Source organism: Mesorhizobium sp. M0663 (assembly GCF_040320585.1).
Taxonomy (GTDB): domain Bacteria; phylum Pseudomonadota; class Alphaproteobacteria; order Rhizobiales; family Rhizobiaceae; genus Mesorhizobium.
Genome location: NZ_JAMYPX010000011.1, coordinates 128827 through 146577 on the forward strand (window position 1 = coordinate 128827; position 17751 = coordinate 146577).

General features: G+C 63.3%; 15 protein-coding genes and 1 pseudogene. All 16 read left to right on the top strand.

Translation table 11 applies throughout. The features are described from left to right. The first annotated feature begins 36 nt into the window (after positions 1-36). On the top strand, positions 37-1005 hold the full coding sequence (locus NKI54_RS20095; protein ID WP_352692300.1) for a polyprenyl synthetase family protein: 969 nt from the start codon (positions 37-39) through the stop codon (positions 1003-1005). A 149-nt stretch (positions 1006-1154) separates the two neighbouring features. Further along, positions 1155-2705 carry a hypothetical protein gene (locus NKI54_RS20100; RefSeq protein WP_352692253.1) on the top strand — a complete coding sequence of 517 codons (1551 nt, stop codon included), beginning with the start codon at positions 1155-1157 and terminating at the stop codon, positions 2703-2705. Continuing rightward, on the top strand, positions 2702-3604 hold the full coding sequence (locus tag NKI54_RS20105; protein ID WP_352692254.1) for a terpene synthase family protein: 903 nt from the start codon (positions 2702-2704) through the stop codon (positions 3602-3604). Before NKI54_RS20100 ends, NKI54_RS20105 begins: the two co-directional genes overlap by 4 nt. 85 nt (positions 3605-3689) lie before the next feature. Then, on the top strand, positions 3690-4739 hold the full coding sequence (fni, locus tag NKI54_RS20110; protein WP_352692255.1) for a type 2 isopentenyl-diphosphate Delta-isomerase: 1050 nt from the start codon (positions 3690-3692) through the stop codon (positions 4737-4739). A gap of 54 nt (positions 4740-4793) precedes the next feature. Continuing rightward, a complete protein-coding gene (locus tag NKI54_RS20115; protein ID WP_352692256.1) occupies positions 4794-5960 on the top strand; it encodes an NAD(P)/FAD-dependent oxidoreductase in 1167 nt (388 codons plus the stop codon). A 129-nt stretch (positions 5961-6089) separates the two neighbouring features. Further along, on the top strand, positions 6090-6617 hold the full coding sequence (locus NKI54_RS20120; protein ID WP_502898231.1) for a transposase: 528 nt from the start codon (positions 6090-6092) through the stop codon (positions 6615-6617). Positions 6618-6808: 191 nt separating this feature from the next. Then, a complete protein-coding gene (locus NKI54_RS20125) occupies positions 6809-7138 on the top strand; it encodes a helix-turn-helix domain-containing protein (RefSeq protein ID WP_352692257.1) in 330 nt (109 codons plus the stop codon). After that, positions 7104-8362: pseudogene (locus NKI54_RS20130) on the top strand (type II toxin-antitoxin system HipA family toxin). The gene NKI54_RS20125 and the pseudogene NKI54_RS20130 overlap by 35 nt, the downstream one beginning before the upstream one ends. Positions 8363-8848: 486 nt before the next feature. After that, the gene (nifH, locus tag NKI54_RS20135) at positions 8849-9742 is read left to right on the top strand and encodes a nitrogenase iron protein (RefSeq protein ID WP_352692258.1); all 894 of its coding nucleotides are present in this window, start codon (positions 8849-8851) and stop codon (positions 9740-9742) included. A gap of 97 nt (positions 9743-9839) precedes the next feature. Continuing rightward, entirely contained in the window at positions 9840-11342 is a 1503-nt protein-coding gene (gene nifD / locus NKI54_RS20140) for a nitrogenase molybdenum-iron protein alpha chain (protein WP_352692259.1), read from the top strand. Positions 11343-11470: 128 nt separating this feature from the next. Next, entirely contained in the window at positions 11471-13012 is a 1542-nt protein-coding gene (gene nifK / locus NKI54_RS20145; protein ID WP_352692260.1) for a nitrogenase molybdenum-iron protein subunit beta, read from the top strand. A gap of 62 nt (positions 13013-13074) precedes the next feature. Then, positions 13075-14565 (top strand): nitrogenase iron-molybdenum cofactor biosynthesis protein NifE, encoded by a 1491-nt coding sequence (gene nifE / locus NKI54_RS20150; RefSeq protein WP_352692261.1) that lies wholly within the window; start codon positions 13075-13077, stop codon positions 14563-14565. Between the two features lie 9 nt (positions 14566-14574). Then, the gene (nifN, locus tag NKI54_RS20155) at positions 14575-15957 is read left to right on the top strand and encodes a nitrogenase iron-molybdenum cofactor biosynthesis protein NifN (protein ID WP_352692263.1); all 1383 of its coding nucleotides are present in this window, start codon (positions 14575-14577) and stop codon (positions 15955-15957) included. Beyond that, positions 15923-16420, top strand: coding sequence for a nitrogen fixation protein NifX (gene nifX, locus NKI54_RS20160; RefSeq protein ID WP_352692264.1), 498 nt, complete (start codon positions 15923-15925; stop codon positions 16418-16420). Before nifN ends, nifX begins: the two co-directional genes overlap by 35 nt. A gap of 17 nt (positions 16421-16437) precedes the next feature. After that, the gene (locus NKI54_RS20165) at positions 16438-16917 is read left to right on the top strand and encodes a NifX-associated nitrogen fixation protein (RefSeq protein ID WP_352692265.1); all 480 of its coding nucleotides are present in this window, start codon (positions 16438-16440) and stop codon (positions 16915-16917) included. 27 nt (positions 16918-16944) lie between these two features. Continuing rightward, positions 16945-17730 (top strand): response regulator transcription factor, encoded by a 786-nt coding sequence (locus NKI54_RS20170; protein WP_352692266.1) that lies wholly within the window; start codon positions 16945-16947, stop codon positions 17728-17730. Positions 17731-17751 lie beyond the last annotated feature (21 nt).

Below are 17751 nucleotides of genomic sequence, written 5' to 3' on the forward strand. Positions count from 1 at the left end.
TGGCCATCTCGTGTCAGGTACAAGGACATGAAAAACATGCAGACCGGTTCCACGCTACACGACGACCGAACTGGCGTTTCCGCCCTCGGCGGATTGGGTGCGCCGGAGATCTGGATGCAGGACGGCGCAAAACGGGTCGAACAGGCGCTGGCGCGTCTTCTCTGCGCCGAAGACGACGGTGAGACCGAGCTGATGGCGGCGATGCGCTACGCCACCTTGCATGGCGGGAAGCGCACCCGCGCCTTGCTCTGTCTGGCTGCCGGCGCACTGGCCGACACGCCGGCGCACATGCTCGACGACGTCGGCGCCGCCATCGAGATGATGCACGCCTGTACCCTGGTCCACGACGACCTGCCCGCGATGGACGACGACGTGCTTCGCCGCGGCCTTCCGACCGTGCACGTCAAGTTCGGCGAAGCCACTGCGATCCTGGTCGGCGATGCGCTGCAGGCGCACGCCTTCCTGACCCTGGCGAGCCTGGATGCGCCGGGCGACAACCGTATCGCGCTCGTGCGCGAACTGGCGCAGGCCGTATCCGCCGAGGGTGCCGCAGGCGGGCAGGCCATGGATCTGTCGCTGGTCGGAAAGCACGCCGAGCTGGACAGGATCGTGGCGATGCACCGGATGAAGAGCGGAGCGCTAGTGCGCGCGTCCGTTCGCATGGGCGCGCTATGCTCCATCGCGGAGGATGCCGCGCACGCTGCGCTGTACTGTGCGCTCGATCGGTACACCGCCTGTTTCGGGCTGGCGTTGCAGGTGATCGACGACATTCTCGACGCGACAGCGGATACCGCGACGCTGGGCAAGACCCCCGGTAAGGACGCGGCGGCGCAGAAGCCGACCTGCGCGTCGATCATGGGGCTGCAGGCAGCGCGCCAGTTCGCGCTGGATTTGTTGCGCGACGCCGGGGAGGCCATCGTCCCGCTGGGGCCGCGTGCGGAACGGTTGGCGCAGATGCTGCAGCGGGCCAACGCGTATCTGTTCAAGCACGCGCCATGCGCATGAGCACGCCCGTCCGCATGGAGTCGCCCCTGTGCCGCTTCGATCGGCCGGCGGCAGCGGTGCATGCTGCACTGTGTCCGAGTCCGCGGCGCCGATCGCAGCGATTGCCCGATCCTGGTCCTCGTCAACCGTCTGCAGAAGGAACATCCCGCGTGAACGCGCTGTCCGAACAGATCCTTTCCGAATTGCGCCACCTGCTGAGCGAGATGAGCGACGGCGGCAGCGTCGGTCCGTCCGTCTACGACACGGCGCGAGCTCTGCAGTTCCACGGCAACGTCTCCGGTCGGCAGGACGCATACGCGTGGCTCATCCGGCAGCAACAGGCCGATGGCGGATGGGGAAGTGCGGACTTCCCGCTGTTCCGCCATGCGCCCACGTGGGCGGCGTTGCTGGCATTGCAGCGTGCCGATCCGCTTCCCGGCGCTGCCGACGCAGTCCAGGCTGCAACCCGGTTCCTCGAGCGCCAGCCCGATCCCTACGCGCATGCGGTGCCGGAAGACGCGCCGATCGGCGCGGAGCTGATCCTGCCGCAGTTGTGCGGCGAGGCCGCATCCTTGCTGGGCGGCGTGGCGTTTCCGCGCCACCCGGCGCTGTTGCCGTTGCGGCAAGCGTGCCTGGTCAAGCTGGGGGCGGTGGCGACGTTGCCGAGCGGCCATCCGTTGCTGCACTCCTGGGAAGCCTGGGGGACGTCGCCGACCACCGCATGCCCGGATCACGACGGCAGCATCGGCATCAGTCCGGCGGCCACCGCCGCGTGGCGTGCGCACGCCGTGACACAGGGGAGCACGCCGCAGGTCGGGCGCGCCGACGCGTATCTGCAGGCGGCATCGCGGGCGACGCGCAGCGGCACCGAAGGTGTCTTTCCCAACGTCTGGCCGATCAATGTATTCGAGCCATGCTGGTCGCTGTACACCCTGCATCTGGCCGGTCTGTTCGCGCATCCCGCGCTCGCGGAGGCGGTGCTAGTGATCGTCGCGCAGCTCGACGCGCGCCTGGGCGAGCGCGGTCTGGGCCCGGCCTTGCACTTCGCGGCCGATGCGGACGACACCGCCGTTGCGTTATGCGTCCTGCGCCTTGCAGGCCGCGACCCATCGGTCGATGCGTTGCGCCATTTCGAAATCGGCGAGCTGTTCGTCACCTTCCCCGGCGAGCGCAATGCCTCGGTGTCGACCAACATCCATGCCCTGCATGCGTTGCGAATGTTGGGAAAGCCCGCCACCGGCACCAGCGCCTACGTCGAGGCCAATCGCAACCCGCACGGTCTATGGGACAACGAAAAATGGCACGTTTCGTGGCTGTATCCCACCGCGCATGCGGTCGCTGCGCTGGCGCAAGGCAAGCCCCAGTGGCGCGACGAGCGCGCGCTGGCGGCGCTGCTGCAGGCGCAGCGCGACGACGGCGGCTGGGGCGCCGGTCGCGCGTCCACATTCGAGGAAAGCGCCTATGCGCTGTTCGCGTTGCACGTGATGGACGGGAGCGAAGAGCCGACAGGGCGCCGGCGCATCGCGCAGGCGGTGGCGCGTGCGCGGGAGTGGATGCTCGCCCGCCATGCGGCGCATGCATTGCCGCAGACGCCGCTGTGGATCGGCAAGGAACTGTATTGCCCCACCCGGGTGGTGCGCGTGGCCGAACTCGCCGGGTTGTGGCTGGCGCTTCGTTGGGGGCGGCGCGTCCTGGCCGAGGGAGCAGGAGCGGCGCCATGATCCAGACCGAACGCGCGCTGCAGCAGGTGCTGGAGTGGGGGCGTTCCCTGACCGGGTTCGCCGACGAGCATGCCGTGGAAGCGGTCAGGGGCGGCCAGTACATCCTGCAGCGCATCCACCCGAGCCTGCGCGACACCAGCGCCCGCACCGGCCGCGATCCGCAGGACGAAACGCTGATCGTGGCCTTCTATCGCGAACTGGCGCTGCTGTTCTGGCTCGACGATTGCAACGACCTTGGCCTGATCGCGCCGGAGCAGCTCGCCGCGGTGGAGCAGGCGCTGGGGCAGGGCGTGCCGTGCGCGCTCCCCGGATTCGAGGGCTGTGATGTGCTGCGCGCTTCACTCGCCGCGCTCGCCTACGATTGTCGCGACTATGCTCAGCTTCTCGACGATACCCGGTGCTACTGCGCGGCGCTGCGCGCCGGACGCGCGCAGGCGGCAGGGGCGGAACGCTGGTCCTACGCCGAGTACCTGCACAACGGCATCGATTCGATCGCCTACACGAACGTGTTCTGTTGCCTGTCCTTGCTGTGGGGACTGGACATGGCGACCTTGCGCGCGCGTCCGGCGTTTCGCCAGGTCCTGCGGCTCATCTCCGCGATAGGGCGCCTGCAGAACGATCTGCATGGACGCGACAAGGACAGGTCGGCCGGCGAGGCCGACAACGCGGCAATCCTGCTGCTGCAGCGCTATCCGGCTATGCCTGTGGAGGAGTTCCTCAACGACGAGCTGGCCGGCCATATGCGCATGCTGCACCGGATGATGGAGGAAGAACGCTTTCCCGCGCCGTGGAGACCGTTGATCGAGGCCATGGCGGCCATCCGCGCGCAGTACTACCAGACCTCGACCAGCCGCTACCGCAGCGACGCTGCGGGAGGAGGCCAGCGTGCGCCGGCCTGAACGCACGGGAGGCGGCGGCGTGCGAGCGCTGCCGTCGGTCCGATCCGACGCAACGCCGTCGCCTCATGCGACCGATGGAGCGAGCATGAGCGACACCGCCCTGAGCCGGCGCAAGGACGACCATCTGGACATCGTGCTGGATCGGCGAACGGCGTCGGCCACGGTCGCCGCCGGCTGGGAGTACATCCGTTTCGAACACTGCGCATTGCCCGAGTTGGACCTGACGCAGATCGACCTGCGCGCCTCGCTGCTGGGCAAGACCATGCGCGCGCCGCTGCTGATCAGCTCCATGACCGGCGGCATGCCACGCGCCGAGGCCATCAACCGGCATCTGAGCGAGGCAGCGCAAGCCTTGGGGATCGCCATGTGCGTCGGTTCGCAGCGCGTGAGCCTGCAATCCCGCAACTCCCAGGGGCTGACGCGCGCGCTGCGCCGCCTGGCCCCAGACATTCCCTTGCTGGCCAATATCGGCGCCGCGCAACTGCGCGAGGCCGACGGCCTGGACTCGGCGCGCCGGGCGGTGGATGCGCTGGAGGCCGATGGACTCATCGTCCATCTCAATCCGCTGCAGGAAGCGGTACAGCCGGAGGGCGACCGCGACTGGCGCGGCGTCCTGGCACAGATTGCTCGCGCCGCGCGCAGCGTGGGCGTGCCGATCGTGGCCAAGGAAGTGGGGTCGGGCCTGTCCGCCTCGGTGGCCTGTGCGCTCGTCGAAGCGGGCGTGGCGGTGATCGATGTCGCCGGTGCCGGCGGCACCAGTTGGGCCGCGGTGGAGGGCGAGCGCGCCCGCGATGCCGCCGACCGTGCAGTGGCGATGGCGTTCGCCGATTGGGGGATTCCGACCCCGGCCAGCGTGCAGGCGGTACGTCGGGCGCTGCCAACGGTTAAGCTGATCGCGTCGGGCGGGATCCGCGACGGCGTCGACGTGGCCAAGGCCATCCGCCTAGGCGCGGACATCGCCGGGCAGGCGGCCGGCGTGCTGCGCGCGGCTACGATATCCACCGAGGCGGTTGTCGCGCATTTCGAGATCGTCATCCGCCAGTTGGCCGTCGCCTGCTTCTGCACCGGCTCGGCTGATCTGGCGGCGTTGCGTCAGGCGCGCTTGTTGCCCTCGGCGCATCTGCCCGCCGGTTGATGCCGGCGTCGCCCGCACGTGGCGGCGGGCGCCTAGAACTGGAGAAGCGAAAAAGTGCATTACGACATCATCATCATCGGCGGAGCCATCGTCGGCTCCTCGGTCGCTTATTATCTGCGCGAGGAAGGGTTTTCGGGCTCGATCGCGCTTGTAGAGCGCGACCCGCAGTTTTCCTGCGCCGCGACCACGCTGTCCTGCGCCTCCATCCGCCAGCAGTTCTCGATCCCGGAAAACATCCGGCTGTCGCAATTCACGCTGAAACTGTTCCGGCGGCTCAGGGAAGAGTTTGGCGCGGACGCCGATATCGGCTTTCGCGAAGGCGGCTACCTCATCCTTGCCGGCGAGAACGGGCTGCCGATCCTGCGGGCCAACCACGAGGCGCAGATGGCCGAGGGCGCCGACATCGTGATCGAGGATGCCGAGGCGCTTGTTCGTCGGTTTCCGTGGCTGTCGGTCGAGGGCATTTCCGCCGGCGCCTATGGCCGCAGCGGCGAAGGCTGGTTCGACGCGCATGCGATGCTGATGCTGTTCCGCAAGGCACTGCGAAGCAAGAACATCGATTTCATCACAGCGTCGGTGACCGGTATCGAGCGGCAGGGGAAGCGCGTCGCCGGTGTGACCCTCGACAATGGCGAGCGGCTCGAGGCCGGCACCGTCGTTAACGCCGCCGGGCCGAATGCCGGCAAGGTGGCAGCAATGGCCGGGCTGGCGCTGCCGGTGGAGCCGCGCAAGCGCAATGTCTTCGTCTTCGAGGCGCGCGAAAAATATGACGACATGCCGCTGCTGGTCGACCCGAGCGGCATCTATGTCCGGCCGGAGGGCTCGGTCTACATCACCGGCGGCGCCGAGCCGGAAGAGGGCGAAGGACCGGCCGACCCCGCCGACTTCGACCCCGACTGGCCGCTGTTCGAAGAGGTGATCTGGCCGGTGCTGGCGACCCGCATTCCGGCCTTCGAGGCGATCAAGCCGACGCGCGCCTGGGTCGGCCATTACGACTACAATACGCTCGACCAGAACGCGGTGATCGGCCCGCATCCCGAGGTCGGTAATTTCCTCTTCGCCAACGGTTTTTCCGGTCACGGCCTGCAGCAGGCGCCGGCGGTCGGCAAGGCGCTGGCCGAACTGATCGTCCATGGCGGCTATCGGACGGTGGATTGCTCGGCGTTCGGGTATAGCCGGATCGCCGATGGGCGGCCGTTTCGGGAACTGAATGTGATTTGAGCAGGAAGGGCGGGTGCGCCGCGACGGTCCTTTTGATGCTGGAGGGACAGAGGGGCGCGAAGGAACGCGACAGGCGGTCGATGGCCCAAAGCTGGCGAAAACAGCCGGCCAGGGCCTGCCGCGAACGGAATGATTTTTGTGATGATCGTGGCGCTCGATCCGCCGCATTTCCGGACGATCAGCGACTTCCCCAAGCGGCATTTGAAGGCGCTCGAGGCGCTGTTCGTGCAGGTTCTGAAGCTGTGTGAGACGGCAGGATTGGTCAAACTCGGCCATGTCGCGCTGGATGGCAAGAAGATCAAGGCGAACGCGTCGAAACACAAGGCGATGAGTTATAAGCGCATGAAGAAGCGCGAGCTGGAATTGAAAGCCGAGGTCGCTCGCAGGCTGACGGCGGCCGAGGCCGCGGATGCCGAGGAGGACGTAACTTTGGGCAAGGACAAGCGCGGCGACGCGATGCCGGATTGGGCCGGCGACAAGCAGAACCGGCTGGCCAAGATCCAGCAGGCGATGGCGTCGCTGGAAGCCGAGGCCAAGCTGGTGGCGGCAAGAAGAGCGCCGGACCCAGGCCGAAAAAGAAGAGCAGCGCCAGGCCGCAGGCCGCAAGAAGCCGGGCAAACCGGCGGCAGCGCCATCAGAGGAGCCCGGTGGCCATAGCAGCTGGTCTCGGAGGAACGCCGTTCGCTGTGCGGCGCTAAAGCCTGAGAGATCCTCGAAGAAGGATTGATCTCTTTGCATATCATTATCTTCATATATGATACGCGAACAGATCATAAAAGTTTTGACTTGCTCGCTGGATGAGATACCTTTGCGTATCATCGCGCATTGGAAAAGATCGTATAGGTATCATGATCGACTCTGAGTCGGAAATTCTGCGCGAAATCGGTGGGCTTTTCAGGCAGGCGAGGCTGGCCGCTGCCATGACGCAGGAGCAGGTCGCTGATTTGGCGGGTATATCCCGTCCCCGCTATCGCGACATCGAAAAGGGAGCCGCAGCGGCGCGTGCGACGACGCTCATGAATATCGCTCGCGCGCTCGGTCTGGAAATGATGCTGGTTCCGCAAGTCATGGTGCCGGCTGTCCAGGCTCTATTGCGTCCGCATGATGATGACGATCGACCCGCCTTTGTTTCTCAACCTGACGATGACGATCTTGGCTCCAGTCTTTCGCGCACCTAAGACGATCCCGTCGCTGGACGTGCTCTTGAACGCATTGAAACAATCGTTAGGACGCCGGGCGATTTCAATGCATTCAACTTCGATGAGGCCTACCGCGCGACGGGCGGCTTTCCGGTTTTCAGCCTGTCGTTCCGGGCAGCGACGGGAGGATTGCGGAAAGATCCGAAGCCTCTGGCGGGCGCCTTGCCCGCTTTCTTCGCGAACCTCCTACCGGAGGAGAAATTGCGCGAGGCGATGGAAAAGCGCCACGAAGGCAATGTGCGGCCAGGCCATGATTTCGATCTTTTAGCGGCGCTGGGCGCCGATCTGCCGGGAGCCGTACGGGCGTTGCCCAGTGACAGCGCGATAGCGGTTTCGCAGGATGCTTCAAAGGATAAGCCCAAGGCACGGTTCTCACTTGCCGGCGTGCAGATGAAGCTGTCGGTCATGAAGAACACTGGAAAAGGCGGCGGCCTTACCTTGCCGATGGACGACGAGCAGGGCCGGTACATCGGCAAGTTCCCTTCGACGGCGTTTCCGGGCGTTTCCGAGAATGAATTCGCCAACCTGGCGCTGGCTGCAGCAATCGGCATGGAGGTTCCTGAATGCGAACTGGTCGAGAAGTCCGATTTTGAGGGCGTTCCCGAAGAATTCAACACGCTGTCGGAGGGCAAGGTCCTTCTCGTCAAACGCTTCGATCGCGGCGCCGATGGCGAGAGGATACACATCGAGGATTTCGCTCAGGTCTTCGGTGTCTATCCCTCGCGCAAATATGAGGGCGCCGCTTATCACGACATAGCCTCGGCCCTTGGCGCGGCCGTCTCGCCTACGGCGGCTCTCGAATTCGTCCGCCGCCTGGCGCTGACGGTCATCACTGGCAATGGCGACATGCACCTCAAGAACTGGTCTCTGATTTATCCCGGCAACGGCGACAAGCCGGTGCTTTCACCAATCTACGACGTCCTGTCGACCGTGCCATATATTCCCGCCGACGCCATGGCGCTGTCGCTTGGAGGGGAGCGCTCGTTCAAGGCGCTAGCAGCACAGCGATGGAAAGCATTTGCGAACCGTGCAAGGCTTCCGGAGCCGGCAGTCCTGAACGCAGTGGTCGAGACCGTCGAACTCGTCAACGAGCACTGGTGGCATCTGCCTGAGCGCGACGTTGTCGCAGCGAAAGTGCTCGAGCGGATCGATGAACATGTGAAGGCGATGACGCCGATACTGAACTCCTGCGCCGATAAGTGAGCCGAGTCCCCTTGGGTCGGTGATATGGCGGAATTATCCGCCCGTGGCCCCGGATGGATGGCCGTGGATCGATGGTATGGCAGCGTGGCGCGCAAGTTTCCGCGCAGTGTCGATGAGGACACGCGAGACCAAGCACGTCAGCTCGCCGGAACAGAAGAGTTCGTCCATCCCGCAATTAACGTTAGAGGGTCGAGAAGCTGTTCGCCCACCTCAACACAACGATGCGGTTCGAACGAATGCGGTGACTGAGGATCGCGATCCGACGCTTTGTGTCGCCATTGTCGGATCCGCTACACGGCTTGTGCCGAGGATCCTTTCTTTGGCCTCAAGCTAAATCCCTGAAAAGCAACCATGAAATTATTCTTCGGTTCGATCAGCCAAATTGGCACGAGTCTTGAGATCCTTGGGTGCGAGGCGGCGACAGCTGCCCGACCGGCATTCATGTCGCGGCAGCCGCGATGAATGGAACGAAGGAAGGAAAGCTACATGTCAGGTTTGCGTCAGATCGCCTTTTACGGCAAGGGCGGCATCGGCAAGTCCACCACCTCCCAAAATACGCTCGCCGCCCTTGTCGACCTCGGGCAGAGAATCCTCATCGTCGGCTGCGACCCCAAAGCCGACTCCACCCGCCTGATCCTGAACGCGAAGGCGCAGGATACGGTCCTGCACCTCGCGGCAGAGGAAGGTTCGGTGGAAGACCTGGAACTCGCGGACGTGCTCAAGGTCGGCTACAAAGGCATCAAATGCGTGGAGTCGGGCGGCCCTGAGCCGGGTGTCGGCTGCGCCGGCCGCGGCGTGATCACCTCGATCAACTTCCTCGAGGAGAACGGTGCCTACGACGATGTCGACTATGTCTCCTACGACGTGCTCGGGGATGTGGTGTGCGGCGGTTTCGCGATGCCGATCCGCGAGAACAAGGCCCAGGAAATCTATATCGTCATGTCCGGCGAGATGATGGCGCTCTATGCCGCCAACAACATCGCCAAGGGCATCCTGAAATACGCCCATTCGGGTGGCGTGCGGCTGGGCGGCCTGATCTGCAACGAGCGCCAAACCGACCGCGAGCTCGACCTCGCCGAAGCGCTGGCTTCCAGGCTCAATTCCAAGCTCATCCACTTCGTGCCGCGCGACAACATCGTACAGCACGCCGAGCTCAGGAAGATGTCTGTGATCCAGTATGCGCCAGACTCCAAGCAGGCCGGGGAATACAGGGCGCTGGCCGAAAAGATCCATAACAATTCGGGCCAGGGCACCATTCCCACCCCGATCACCATGGAGGAGCTCGAGGACATGCTGCTCGACTTCGGCATAATGAAGACGGATGAGCAGATGCTTGCCGAGCTTCAGGGCAAGGAAGCGGCGAAGGCAGCCGCACAGTAACGACCGCTACTGACTGGGGCGCGGCCTGACGTGGCGCGCCTTTCAAAGAACGGCGCCTCGTTGGTGAGGCGTCACCCTGAACCTTGAAAGGGGTCCCATGAACCTGGAATACGAGAATGACGGCGCCCTCCATGCGAAGCTTATCGAGGAGGTGCTGTCGCAATATCCTGACAAGGCGGCGAAGCGCCGCAAAAAGCACCTCAGCGTCGCCAAGAGCGGCGACGAGGCTGGCGAGGAAAGCGAGGTCCTTTCCGAATGCGAGGTCAAATCGAACATCAAGTCCATCCCCGGAGTGATGACGATTCGCGGCTGCGCCTATGCCGGCTCGAAAGGCGTGGTCTGGGGTCCAGTCAAGGATATGGTCCATATCTCGCACGGCCCGGTCGGCTGCGGGCAATATTCCTGGTCGCAACGCCGCAACTACTACGTCGGCACCACCGGCATCGACACGTTCGTCACGATGCAGTTCACCTCCGATTTCCAGGAGAAGGACATTGTTTTTGGCGGCGACAAGAAGCTGGAACGGATCATCGACGAGATCGAGGAACTGTTTCCGCTGAACAAGGGCATGAGTGTGCAATCCGAATGCCCGATCGGCTTGATTGGTGACGACACCGAAGCGGTGTCCCGCAACAAGGCAAAGGAGCACGAAAAGACGATCGTGCCGGTACGCTGTGAGGGCTTCCGCGGCGTCTCGCAATCGCTCGGCCACCACATCGCCAACGACGCGATCCGCGACTGGGTGTTCGAAAAGAAGGACGTCGAGTTCGAGGCCGGCCCATACGATGTCAATGTGATCGGCGACTACAATATCGGCGGCGACGCCTGGGCTTCGCGCATCCTGCTGGAGGAGATGGGCCTGCGGGTGGTCGGCAACTGGTCGGGCGACGCTACGCTGGCCGAAATAGAGCGAGCGCCAAAGGCCAAGCTCAATCTCATCCATTGCTATAGGTCGATGAACTACATCTGCCGGCATATGGAGGAAAAGTATGGCATCGCCTGGATGGAGTACAATTTCTTCGGCCCCTCCCAGACGGAAGCCTCTCTGCGCAAGATAGCCAAGCATTTCGGACCGGAAATCGAGGCCAATGCCGAGGCGGTCATCGCCAAATACCGGCCGTTGGTAGATGCCGTCATCGCCAAATACCGGCCGCGCCTCGAAGGCAGGACGGTGATGCTCTATGTCGGCGGGCTGCGCCCCCGTCACGTCGTAACGGCATATGAGGATCTGGGCATGGTGATCGTCGGCACTGGCTATGAATTTGGCCATAACGACGACTATCAGCGCACCGGCCATTACGTGAAGAAGGGCACGCTGATCTATGACGACGTGACTGGTTACGAGCTGGAGAAGTTCATCGAGGGGATCCGTCCTGATCTCGTTGGTTCCGGCATCAAAGAAAAGTACCCGGTCCAGAAGATGGGCATACCGTTCCGTCAGATGCATTCCTGGGATTATTCCGGCCCGTATCACGGCTACGACGGCTTCGCCATCTTCGCCCGCGACATGGATCTGGCCATCAACAACCCGGTCTGGAACCTCTACGACGCCCCTTGGAAGAAAAAAGCCGAGCCGTCGGCGGCGATCGCAGCCGAATGAAAACCTGGCCTCCCGGAAGCCGGGAGGCCGTTGAACGCCTGTGGCCCTTCTGTCCGCGGGAGACCTGAAACGTTTCGACGTCCCTGTGCCGCCGTATGGCGGGCCAGATGGAAAAGAGGTAACCACCCATGCCGCAGTCGGCTGAAAAAGTTCTCGACCACGCGCCCCTGTTCCGCGAGCCGGAATACAGGCAGATGCTCGCCGAGAAGAGGCTGAATTTCGAATGTCCTCACCCGGACCAGGTCGTTACCGACCAACGCGAATTCACCAAGACGTGGGAATACCGCGAAAAGAACCTCGCTCGCGAAGCGCTTGTCGTAAACCCCGCCAAGGCCTGCCAGCCGCTTGGCGCGGTGTTCGCGGCCGCAGGGTTCGAGCGAACCATGTCCTTCGTCCACGGCAGCCAGGGCTGCGTGGCCTATTACCGCTCGCACCTGTCGCGCCATTTCAAGGAGCCTGCTTCGGCAGTTTCCTCCTCGATGACCGAGGACGCGGCAGTGTTCGGTGGCCTGAAGAACATGGTCGACGGGCTCGCCAACACGTACAAACTCTACGACCCGAAGATGATCGCCGTCTCGACCACTTGTATGGCGGAGGTCATTGGCGACGACCTGCACAGCTTCATCGAGAACGCCAAGGACGAAGGCTCGGTCCCGCGCGACTTCGACGTGCCCTTCGCCCACACGCCGGCCTTCGTCGGCAGCCATGTCGACGGCTATGACGTTACGGTCAAGGGCATTTTGGAGCATTTCTGGAAAGGCGAGGAGCGCACGGAAGCCGAGGGAACCATCAACATCATTCCGGGTTTTGACGGCTTCTGTGTTGGCAACAACCGGGAACTTAAGCGCCTGCTCGATCTGCTGGGCGTGTCCTATACCTTCATCCAAGACGCCTCTGACCAGTTCGACACGCCGTCGGACGGCGAATACCGCATGTATGACGGCGGCACGAAGATCGAAGACGTGAGGAAGGCACTCAACGCCGAGGCGACACTTTCGCTACAGCATTACAACACCCGAAAAACACTGGAGTATTGCGAGGCAGTCGGGCAGGCGACGGCCTCGTTCCATTACCCGCTCGGCGTCCAGGCGACCGACGAATTCCTGGTGGAGGTCTCGGCGATTTCCGGCAAGCAAATCCCCGAGGCAATACGCCTGGAGCGCGGCCGACTTGTCGACGCCATGGCGGACAGCCAATCCTGGCTGCACGGTAAGAAATACGCCATCTACGGCGATCCGGACTTTGTCTACGCCATGGCCCGCTTCATCATGGAGACGGGCGGCGAGCCGACCCATTGCCTCGCCACCAACGGCACCTCGGCATGGGAAGCGGAGTTGAAGGAACTGCTTGCATCATCGCCCTTCGGCAAGGATGCTCAAGTCTGGGCGGGCAAGGACCTCTGGGCGATGCGCTCGCTGCTCTTCACCGAGCCGGTGGACCTGCTGATCGGCAACTCCTATGGCAAGTATCTGGAGCGCGACACCGGCACGCCGCTGATCCGGCTGACGTTTCCGATCTTCGACCGCCACCATCACCATCGGTTTGCGCTTATGGGCTACCAAGGCGGGTTGCGCGTCCTGACGACGATCCTCGACAAGATCTTCGACAAGCTCGATCGCGAGACAAGCGAGACGGGCGTGACGGACTATTCGTATGACCTCACCCGCTAAGGGTGCCGGCCGGCTCATCGTGAGGCCGGTCGTCTTCCCGAGGGACTTTGGAGACCGACGCAATGTCCTCGCTCAGAGCCAAAATCCAGGATGTCTTGAACGAGCCCGCCTGCGAGCAGAACCGCGGCAAGGATGCCAAGGCGCGCAAAAAGGGCTGTTCGAAGCCACTGACCCCCGGGGCGGCTGCCGGCGGCTGCGCCTTCGACGGCGCCAAGATCGTGCTGCAGCCGATCACCGACGTCGCGCATTTGATCCATGCGCCGCTCGCCTGCGAAGGCAATTCCTGGGACAACCGCGGTGCGGCTTCGTCCGGGCCAACATTGTTCCGCACGAGCTTCACGACCGACCTCACTGAACTCGACGTGGTGATGGGGCAGGGCGAGCGGAAGCTTTTCAAAGCGATCCGCGAGATCAAGGAAGCGTATGGGCCGCCGGCGATCTTCGTCTATCCGACCTGTGTTACGGCGCTGATCGGCGACGACATCAACGCCATCTGCAAGCGCGCGGCGGAAAAGTTCGGCCTTCCGGTGCTGCCGGTCAATGCGCCGGGCTTCGTCGGCTCCAAAAATCTCGGCAACAAGCTTGCCGGCGAGGCGCTGCTTGATCATGTCATCGGCACGGTGGAGCCCGACGATGCCGGCCCTTACGACATCAATGTCCTAGGCGAGTTCAACCTCTCGGGCGAATTTTGGCTGGTGAAGCCGCTGCTGGATCGACTCGGCATCCGGGTGCGCGCCTGCATTCCGGGCGACGCGCGTTACTTCGACATTGCCTGCGCGCACCGCGCCCGGGCGGCTATGATGGTGTGCTCGACCGCGCTCATCAATCTCGCCCGCAAGATGGAGCAGCGCTGGGACATCCCGTTTTTTGAGGGCTCCTTCTACGGCATAACCGACACCTCGGAAGCGCTCCGACAGATCTCTCAGCTGCTCGTGAAGAAGGGTGCCGATCCGGAGATCCTCGGCCGCACCGAGGCATTGATTGCAGAGGAGGAGTCGATCGCTTGGAAGAAGCTCGCGGCCTACCGGCCGAGGCTCGAAGGCAAGCGCGTGCTGCTCAACACCGGCGGTGTGAAGTCCTGGTCGGTCGTCCATGCGCTGATGGAGATCGGCATCGAGATCGTCGGCACCTCTGTCAAGAAGTCGACCGTCGAAGACAAGGAGCGCATCAAGCAGATCCTCAAGGACGACAACCACATATTCGAGCAGATGGCGCCGCGCGAGCTTTACGCCATGCTCTCAGAACACAAGGCCGATATCATGCTGTCGGGCGGGCGCACGCAGTTCGTCGCGCTGAAGGCCAAGACACCCTGGCTCGATATCAACCAGGAGCGCCAACATCCTTACGCCGGCTATGACGGCATGGTGGAACTCGTACGCCAGATCGACCTCGCCATTCATAACCCGATCTGGCGCCAGGTGCGGCAGCCGGCACCATGGGATCGCCAGCCTGCGGTGAGGCAGGAACTGCCGAGCACGAAAACCGAGACCGCGACCTTGCATGTTGTCCAGGAATTCGCCGGCACAACGACCGACGATTTCGGCGAGTGTTGAGGAAAGCCGATGGTCCGCATCCTTCCCAAGACCAAAGCGGCGGCGGTCAATCCGCTGAAGTCATCGCAGCCGCTGGGTGCCGCCTTGGCCTTTCTTGGCGTCGACGGCGCGATGCCGTTGTTCCACGGCAGCCAGGGGTGCACCAGCTTTGCGCTCGTGTTGTTCGTGCGGCATTTCAAGGAAGCCATTCCATTGCAGACAACGGCGATGGACGAGGTGGCGACGATCCTCGGCGGGGCGGACCATCTGGAAGAGGCGATCCTCAACCTGAAAGCCCGCACAAAGCCAACGCTGATCGGGGTCTGCACGACGGCGTTGGTGGAAACCCGGGGCGAAGACTGCGCAGGAGACATCGCCAATATCAGGCTGAAGCGCACGGAAGAACTCGCGGGTACGGAGGTGGTGCTAGCCAACACACCGGATTTCGACGGCGCGATCGAAGAGGGCTGGGCCAAGGCTGTCACCGCGATGATCGAAAGGATTACACGGCCCGGCGAGCAGGCGCGGCAGTCGAAGAAGATCGTGATCCTGCCTGGCTGGAACCTCACTGTGGCTGATATCGAGCATTTGCGTGAGATGGTTGAAAGCTTTGGACTGAAGCCCGTGATTCTGCCGGACGTCTCCGGCTCGCTCGACGGTACGGTGCCCGACCGCTGGGTCACGACCACTTATGGCGGCACCAGTGTCGAGGATATCCGTGAGCTTGGCACGGCCGAGCAATGCATCGTCATCGGTGAGCATATGCGCCGCCCGGCCGAGCTGCTGCAGAGGTTAACCAGCGTGCCTTACGTGCTGTTCCGGTCGCTGACTGGATTGAAGGACGCCGACCGGTTCGTCTCGCTGCTGTCCGCGGTTTCGGGCGCGGCGGCGCCGGCTGGGGTGCGCCGTCGCCGCGCGCAGTTGCAGGACGCGTTGCTCGACGGACATTTCCACTTTGGAGGCAAGAAAATTGCGATCGCTGCTGAACCAGACCAACTCTACCAACTCGCGAGCTTCTTCATCGGAATGGGCTCCGAAATCGCGGCGGCGGTCACCACGACCGACATGTCGAAAATTTTGGAGGAAGTACCGGCGCAGTCGGTTCAAATCGGCGATCTCGGCGATTTGGAAGCTCTTGGCGCCGGCGCTGATCTTCTCGTCACCCATTCCCACGGCCGCCAGGCGGCGCAGCGCCTCGGCATTCCGCTCATGCGGGTCGGCTTCCCGATCTTCGACCGGCTCGGCAGCCAGCACAAGCTCACAATCCTCTACCAGGGGATCCGCGACCTGATCTTCGAGGTTGCCAACATTTTTGAAGCCAACCGGCACGCGCCGACGCCTGAGGCGCTTGATCCACTCCGTAAGCGAGAAATGCCAGATGAGCTCCGTTCGTCGCCTCTCGCTCGTCACTGACGAGGTCCACGCACTGACACCGAAACGCCAAGCCGGCGCATTGCGCGTGGCGATCGCCACGCAGGACATGAAGAACCTAAACGCCCATTTCGGTTCGGCCAGGCGCTTTGCTGTCTACGATGTGATGCGCGAGGAGTGGAATCTCGTGGAAGCCGTGGCCTTCGATGACGTTTCCGACGAGAGCGGGAAGCATCGGACTGAGGGCGACGACCGCATCACCCCGAAGGTGGAGGCGCTGAAGGGCTGTCATCTGCTGTTTTGTCTGGCTATCGGGGGGCCTTCGGCAGCCAAGGTTGTTTCGGCAAAAATTCATCCGATCAAAGTGCCGCACCCCCAAACCATCCAAGAGGTGCTGTTGCGCACGCAGATGATGCTCAGGACGTGTCCTCCCCCTTGGCTGCGCAAGGTGCTGGCGCAGGCAGGTGTCGCCGAACAGAAACCGTCCTTCGAGGACGAGGACTAAAATGAGGAATGGGCGAAATGTCTGACGCCGTCGTTAGCCCTGCTGTCGCCGAAGACGAGGCGGCCCTTGCCACCCCGTTCATGAAATGCCTCGTGCGGCTGGTCCGGGCTCATGATTCCCACGGGTCTTGGGAAGGCAAATCGGACGCCGAGCTGCTGGCCGACTTCATCATCACCAAGGAACAGCGCCGCGCGATCCCGATCATCGGCGATCCCGATCCGGACGTACTGTGGAGGCTCGAGATTTTTTACGCCGCCGTCGGGCTTGCGATCGAGGAACGCTCCGGCCTGATGGCATCGCCGATGATGGAGGTGAGCCATGAGGGCTTCGGGCGCGTGCTTCTCACAGCCGGGCGGTTGGTCGTTCTGTCGAAGACCCTGCGCGACGTCCACCGGTTCGGCTTTGAGACGTTCCGGAAACTCGCCGCGGCCGGTACCAAACTGGCCGGCGATGCGACCGCAGCCATTGAGGCTCATCCCGAGGTGGCGCGGGCATGATGGAACCGATTTTCGATCAAGGGGATCATGTCAGGCCTTGAGGACATGCGATGGCCAGCCCTCTCAATCGAGGCTGTCGAGGCCGATGTGGTTCTTGGGGTAGCGCTGATGAAGCCACTGGTCCTGATCTGTTCGCAGGATCCGGAGTTCTATCTGGTCCACAGCCACATTCTGGAGGTGGACGGCTTCACGATTCAACTGGCCGGCGGCGTGGAGGAGGCACTTGCATTGGCCAGTGAACGGGAGCCGAAGGCCGTGGTGCTGGACTGCCAGCCAACAAGCGCGACAGGCTCCACAATCTGCGCCCGGTTCAAGGGGGAGCTCCGGACCGGCGGCCTGCCCGTAATTGCGCTGATCGCGCCCGGCGCCGAGAACCAGCACCTGGATCTCTTGAGGGCTGGTATTGACGAGAGCTTTGTGCGGCCCTTCGCGCCGGCCAAGCTGCTCGACTGTCTACGGACGAAGCTGGCGCTGCCGAAACCGGGTTCAAACGGGATTGAAAACGGCGGCTGGATCTCCTGTGGCGACCTTGAGATAAGGCTCGATGCCCACCGGGTTCGGGGTAATGGCCACGAAGTCCACCTTGGGCCGATCGAGTTCAACCTGCTGCGGCTTTTGCTTGAGACTCCCGGCAAGGTCTTCACCAGAGACGAGCTGATCAGCGCGGCCTGGCCGGCCAATATCCATGTCGGTGTACGCACCGTTGATGTCCATATCAGCCGGCTCAGAAGGGCGCTGAAGGCGGCCTCCCCCTCCAGCGTCATTCGTACCGTCAGGTCGGCCGGCTACTCGCTCGAGTGGCCGGACGGCTGAATAGATAACCGATGTGGTGCC

Bases quoted from the DNA above. Each gene is read 5' to 3' on its own strand.
- NKI54_RS20095 (WP_352692300.1), top strand. From the start codon at position 37: ATGCAGACCGGTTCCACGCTACACGACGACCGAACTGGCGTTTCCGCC.
- NKI54_RS20105 (WP_352692254.1), top strand. From the start codon at position 2,702: ATGATCCAGACCGAACGCGCGCTGCAGCAGGTGCTGGAGTGGGGGCGT.
- fni (WP_352692255.1), top strand. From the start codon at position 3,690: ATGAGCGACACCGCCCTGAGCCGGCGCAAGGACGACCATCTGGACATC.
- NKI54_RS20120 (WP_502898231.1), top strand. From the start codon at position 6,090: ATGATTTTTGTGATGATCGTGGCGCTCGATCCGCCGCATTTCCGGACG.
- NKI54_RS20125 (WP_352692257.1), top strand. From the start codon at position 6,809: ATGATCGACTCTGAGTCGGAAATTCTGCGCGAAATCGGTGGGCTTTTC.
- nifH (WP_352692258.1), top strand. From the start codon at position 8,849: ATGTCAGGTTTGCGTCAGATCGCCTTTTACGGCAAGGGCGGCATCGGC.
- nifD (WP_352692259.1), top strand. From the start codon at position 9,840: ATGAACCTGGAATACGAGAATGACGGCGCCCTCCATGCGAAGCTTATC.
- nifK (WP_352692260.1), top strand. From the start codon at position 11,471: ATGCCGCAGTCGGCTGAAAAAGTTCTCGACCACGCGCCCCTGTTCCGC.
- nifE (WP_352692261.1), top strand. From the start codon at position 13,075: ATGTCCTCGCTCAGAGCCAAAATCCAGGATGTCTTGAACGAGCCCGCC.
- nifN (WP_352692263.1), top strand. From the start codon at position 14,575: ATGGTCCGCATCCTTCCCAAGACCAAAGCGGCGGCGGTCAATCCGCTG.
- nifX (WP_352692264.1), top strand. From the start codon at position 15,923: ATGAGCTCCGTTCGTCGCCTCTCGCTCGTCACTGACGAGGTCCACGCA.
- NKI54_RS20165 (WP_352692265.1), top strand. From the start codon at position 16,438: ATGTCTGACGCCGTCGTTAGCCCTGCTGTCGCCGAAGACGAGGCGGCC.
- NKI54_RS20170 (WP_352692266.1), top strand. From the start codon at position 16,945: ATGTCAGGCCTTGAGGACATGCGATGGCCAGCCCTCTCAATCGAGGCT.